Annotated in this window: 4 protein-coding genes and 1 tRNA gene; 2 read left to right on the forward strand and 3 right to left on the reverse strand. The window is 44.9% G+C overall.

Going from position 1 to position 4,704, the window contains the following annotated elements; translation table 11 throughout:
• The coding region (locus IM515_RS11765) for a group II intron reverse transcriptase (protein WP_287627693.1) at positions 1 to 1,000 on the forward strand (1,000 nt) is incomplete at its 5' end.
• A 139-nt stretch (positions 1,001 to 1,139) separates the two neighbouring features.
• On the opposite strand, the gene IM515_RS11770 is transcribed toward IM515_RS11765, so the two are convergent.
• A tRNA-Leu gene (locus tag IM515_RS11770) sits at positions 1,140 to 1,221 on the reverse strand.
• Positions 1,222 to 1,275: 54 nt separating this feature from the next.
• A complete protein-coding gene (locus tag IM515_RS11775) occupies positions 1,276 to 1,956 on the reverse strand; it encodes a nucleoside phosphorylase-I family protein (protein WP_287627694.1) in 681 nt (226 codons plus the stop codon).
• Positions 1,957 to 2,078: 122 nt separating this feature from the next.
• Here IM515_RS11775 and IM515_RS11780 point away from each other — a divergent pair, with 122 nt between their 5' ends.
• Positions 2,079 to 3,137: an ABC transporter ATP-binding protein gene (locus IM515_RS11780; protein WP_287627695.1), complete on the forward strand. Its 1,059-nt coding sequence runs from the start codon at positions 2,079 to 2,081 to the stop codon at positions 3,135 to 3,137.
• A gap of 242 nt (positions 3,138 to 3,379) precedes the next feature.
• Here the strand turns inward: IM515_RS11780 and rimK are convergent, their stop codons facing one another.
• Positions 3,380 to 4,285 carry a 30S ribosomal protein S6--L-glutamate ligase gene (rimK, locus tag IM515_RS11785; protein WP_002776181.1) on the reverse strand — a complete coding sequence of 302 codons (906 nt, stop codon included), beginning with the start codon at positions 4,283 to 4,285 and terminating at the stop codon, positions 3,380 to 3,382.
• Positions 4,286 to 4,704 lie beyond the last annotated feature (419 nt).

Below are 4,704 nucleotides of genomic sequence, written 5' to 3' on the forward strand. Positions count from 1 at the left end.
TAATCAAGCTGTTTTAATAAGATACGCCGATGACTTCGTAGTGATTTCACCATCACTCGAAATCATTGAACAGTGCAAGACTGCTATTTCCGAATGGTTAAAACCGATAGGATTAGAACTCAAACCAGAAAAAACCAGAGTATGTCACACACTTAACCCCATTGAATATAATGGGAAAACGGAAGAACCTGGTTTTGATTTTCTAGGATTCAATATCAGACAATATCCAGCAGGAAAATACAAAGCAGGTGAAATAACAAAAGGAATACCCAAAACATTCCTAACCCACATTAAACCTAGCCAAAAAGCAGTTAAAGCCCACATAGAAGTGATTAAAGGTGTAATTAAAAAACATAAAACAGCACCTCAATCAGCCCTGATTAGACAATTAAACCCAATCATTAGAGGATGGGCAAACTACTATTCAGGAGTAGTATCTATGGATACCTTCAATAAACTAGACTATACAATCTGGTTGATGTTGAGAGCATGGACAGTATCAAGATGCGGTAAAGCGGACTACGAAAAACTGAGAAACTACTTTAGACCGGGTACAGTTAAACTTAGCAATGGGAAAGAAAGACACGAATCTTGGTTATTTAAAACCAAAGACGGTCTTCAATTATGGAAACATAACTGGACACCAATTGTCAGACATACCCTAGTACGCCCCGACGCTTCACCATTCGACGGAAATTGGACTTACTGGGCAACCAGACGAGGACAAGCAATCGACACACCTACAAGAGTAGCCAAACTACTCAAAAAGCAACAAGGCAAGTGTAGCCGATGTGGACAATACTTCACCCCATCGGATTTAATTGAAGTTGACCACATTCACCCCCTAAGCTTAGGCGGAAAGGATGAATACAAAAACCTTCAATTACTACACCGCCACTGTCACGATGATAAATCGGCATCAGATGGAAGCCAAGATGGCAACCAAAAGATGTCAAGTTGTATCCTTAACAAGGGAACAATCAGACTAGGAGCCGTGTGAGGTGAAAGTCTCATGCACGGTTCTGAATGGGAGGGGAGGTCGGCGACGACCTTCTCGACCCCTAATAGTATAACGGTGGTATCCTGTCAACATTCAAGGTGACAAGGGCAATTCTCGTCAGAGGGCAGATAAAAGTTTATGCGGATGGCGAGACTCGAACTCGCAAGGCGTAAGCCACACGCCCCTCAAACGTGCGTGTCTACCAGTTCCACCACATCCGCTTGATTTTAGCTTAACCATTATAGCACAGAAAAAAAATAATCTGCAAGCAACTTTTAAAAATTACTGCCGCACAACTTTCGCACCACCTGAGTTAGTACGGATAAACCTTTTAGGGAACCTTGAATCAAATGGAAGGCCGGGACAGGACGGATTAACATTTGTCGAGCGAGGGGCCATGGTAGCAGCTGACCTTGATTATCAATTGCCGGGGTTAAATCGGGTAAATCCTGTGTCACCTCGTCGCTAATCACGCGCACAATTGCCACTTTTTGCCCCGCTAAAGCCGCTAAAATCCTTGCTCCTTCCATATCTACCACTTCATAGCCCCCCTGTCCTAAACGTCGTTTTTCCTCGGATCGGCTAATCAGGCGATCGCTGGTTAAACCTTTAACAAGACTATATCCGGTTAATTGGGCGATTTCTGCGGTTATTTCCGGTTCGCACTGCCAATAATTCCCCGTTTCCGCGCCACAACCTTGATAGATTACCCCATCTCCGACCCGATAGCGATCGCTGAGACTGCCCGCTAATCCCATCAGCACAATTTTTCCCGTGAGCTTATTAAGAAATTCTAGAGATTGCCCAGAGACTGAGGAACTGTCGAGGAATTCTGGAGCGCCAAGGTTAATCGGGATAATTTGCGGGGCTAAATCGCCGATGTTCCTTAATCCTCGGCGGATTGAGCTATGCTCGGCCCCCCGGGGAACGAGAATAATATCTTCAGGTGTGAGCATGAAATTTTTGAGAAAGTTTCCTAATTAGTCCCTTGAGATGTTATAAACAATAATAGTGAACTAATTAGGAAAATTCTTAAGTGAATGGCCCCGCCACCGACCGGGCGATTGTCTTTCCCACCATGAAAAAGTCTGTCATTCTGCGTTTATCCGAGGTTAACAAGCGTTTTCCCGCTTCTACTACTCTAGCTGTCGATAATATCAGTTTTAGTTTAACAGAGGGCGAAATTCTCGGATTATTGGGACCGTCGGGCTGCGGTAAAACCACTCTACTGCGGATGATTGCGGGATTTGAAAAACCATCTCAAGGAGTGATTGAATTGGGAGGGCGAATAGTTGCCGACGAAAAAACCTTTATTCCCCCTGAAAAACGCAATACGGGCATGGTTTTTCAGGATTACGCTCTTTTTCCCCATTTAACCATTGCTGACAATATCGCCTTCGGGTTAAAAAATTCTGGGGAGAAATTATCGAGCAGAGCTATTAACGCTAGGGTGGCGGAAACTTTAGATTTAGTCGGACTGCAAGGACTAGAAAAACGTTATCCCCATCAGCTATCGGGAGGACAACAGCAAAGAGTCGCCCTCGCCCGCGCTTTAGCCCCAAAACCCTCTTTAATCCTCTTAGATGAACCTTTAAGTAATCTCGATGTCCAGGTACGGCAACGGTTACGGCACGAGATCCGTCATATCCTGAAAGCGACTGGTATCTCGGCCATTTTTGTCACCCACGACCGGGAGGAGGCAATGGTGATCAGTGACACAATTGCGGTCATTTGTCAAGGAAAATTAGAACAAATTAACAATCCCGAAGCAATTTATAGTCATCCGGCCTCGCGATTCGTGGCCGAGTTCGTCACCCAAGCTAACTTTCTCCCCGCTAGACGGGAGGGGGAACAATGGCAAACCGAGATAGGAGTCTGGGAAATTGCCGATGGTCAAGATTTGGACAAAGGGGAATTGATGCTAAGAGAGGAAGATGTCAAAATTAAGCCGGATGAGACGGGAGAGCTAGTTATTTGCGATCGCCAATTTTTAGGGCGGGAATACCGTTATTGCCTGCTAACGGCCACCGGCAGCCAAATCCACGCTAGAACAACGATTAACACCCAATTAGACATCGGTACAAAGGTAAAACTATCGATTATTCCCGATAGCGTCCGTGTATTTGCCGACTGTTAACTGATACTAAATCCTGTTTAAGGGGTGTGGGGAAGTGGGGAAGTGGGGTGTGGGGTGTAGGGTGATGGGAAGTGGGGTGTGGGGTGTGACCCCCCCTGCCCCCCCGACATCGGGGGGGTGTGGGGTGTAGGGTGTGGGGTGTGGGGTGTGGGGAGCTTTTTCAGTAAACAGTAAACTAAAAACTCACATCTGATAACTGATAACTGATAACTGATAACTGATAACTGATGCAAGGCTGACGGCTAATATTGATATCGATCGCGATTTAGGACTAGGGTGGCATTTTTAGCGACAAAATCGATAATTTTTTTGGCCACATCCACACCAGTGGCTGCTTCTATTCCTTCCAAACCGGGAGAGGAATTGACCTCGATAACCACAGGCCCATGATTGGACCGTAATAAGTCCACACCCGCAACCCGTAAACCCATGGCTTTAGTGGCCCGTATAGCTGTACTGCGTTCCTCTGGGGTTAATTTTATCTTTTCTGCTTTGCCACCGCGGTGAAGATTAGAACGAAAATCCCCTTCGGCCCCCTGTCGCTTCATCGAGGCTACCACTTTTCCATCGATGACAAAACAGCGCAGATCTGCGCCACTGGCCTCTTTGATATACTCTTGTACTAGAATATTAGCCTCTAATTGCCGAAAAGCTTCAATAACTGACTTGGCTGCTTGGTCGGTTTCCGCTAAGACTACCCCAATACCCTGGGTTCCTTCTAATAATTTAATCACCAGGGGGGTGCCGCCGACGGTTTCGATTAAACCATCGATATCTTGAGTTGCGTGAGCAATTCCCGTCACCGGTAAACCTATCCCTTCCCGAGCGAGGATTTGCAGACAACGCAATTTATCCCGCGACCGAGAAATTGCCTGCGAGTCGTTGGCAGTAAAAACATTCATCACCTCGAATTGTCGGACGACTGCGGTTCCATAGAAGGTTTTTGAGGCGGCAATACGGGGGATAATCGCGTCGAAACTCTCCAAGGGTTTACCGTTATAAACAACCGTGGGTTTGTGGGAGGTAATGTTCATGTAACAGCGCAAATAATTGATCACTCGTACCTCATGGCCTTGAGCTTCTCCCGCTTCTTTCAGTCGCTTGGTGGAATAAAGAGAAGCGTCTTGCGATAAAATAGCGATTTTCATAAATTTTCGCTTAAATATTGCTTTTACAACTGAATAGCTCCTTATTTTCCCATATTGACTTTTTTTGCTGGCAACTCATAAAATTTCTGTTCTCGATCGAAGTCCATCGATTATTATGGCGCTGACAGTTCCCTTTGAACAGTTAAGTTAAATGAAAAGTAAAAAAGATCAAGCTTAAGACTAGATTGGTTTTTGTCGTCATGCTCAGTTTAAGTAGCTGGTTATAATTAAATTAAAAATGGATTTGAGGTTCGATCCCCCCTGCCCCCCTTGATAAGGGTAGGGCTGTTTCATTTAAATTAAGTATAGCTGATTTTGAGTCAATAAATTTGACCGAAGATTCTCAAGTTTATCTTTTTCTAATCAAAAGAGTTAGTCACAATAACTAATATTTAATCCTCTGCCAATATTTATTATGA

The sequence above is a fragment of the Microcystis sp. M44BS1 genome (assembly GCF_020244875.1).
GTDB classification, from domain to species: domain Bacteria; phylum Cyanobacteriota; class Cyanobacteriia; order Cyanobacteriales; family Microcystaceae; genus Microcystis; species Microcystis panniformis.

What these genes read in the sequence shown, in the direction of transcription:
- rimK (WP_002776181.1), bottom strand. Translation starts at nt 4,285, where the DNA reads ATGAAAATCGCTATTTTATCGCAAGACGCTTCTCTTTATTCCACCAAG.
- IM515_RS11775 (WP_287627694.1), bottom strand. Translation starts at nt 1,956, where the DNA reads ATGCTCACACCTGAAGATATTATTCTCGTTCCCCGGGGGGCCGAGCAT.
- IM515_RS11780 (WP_287627695.1), top strand. Translation starts at nt 2,079, where the DNA reads ATGAAAAAGTCTGTCATTCTGCGTTTATCCGAGGTTAACAAGCGTTTT.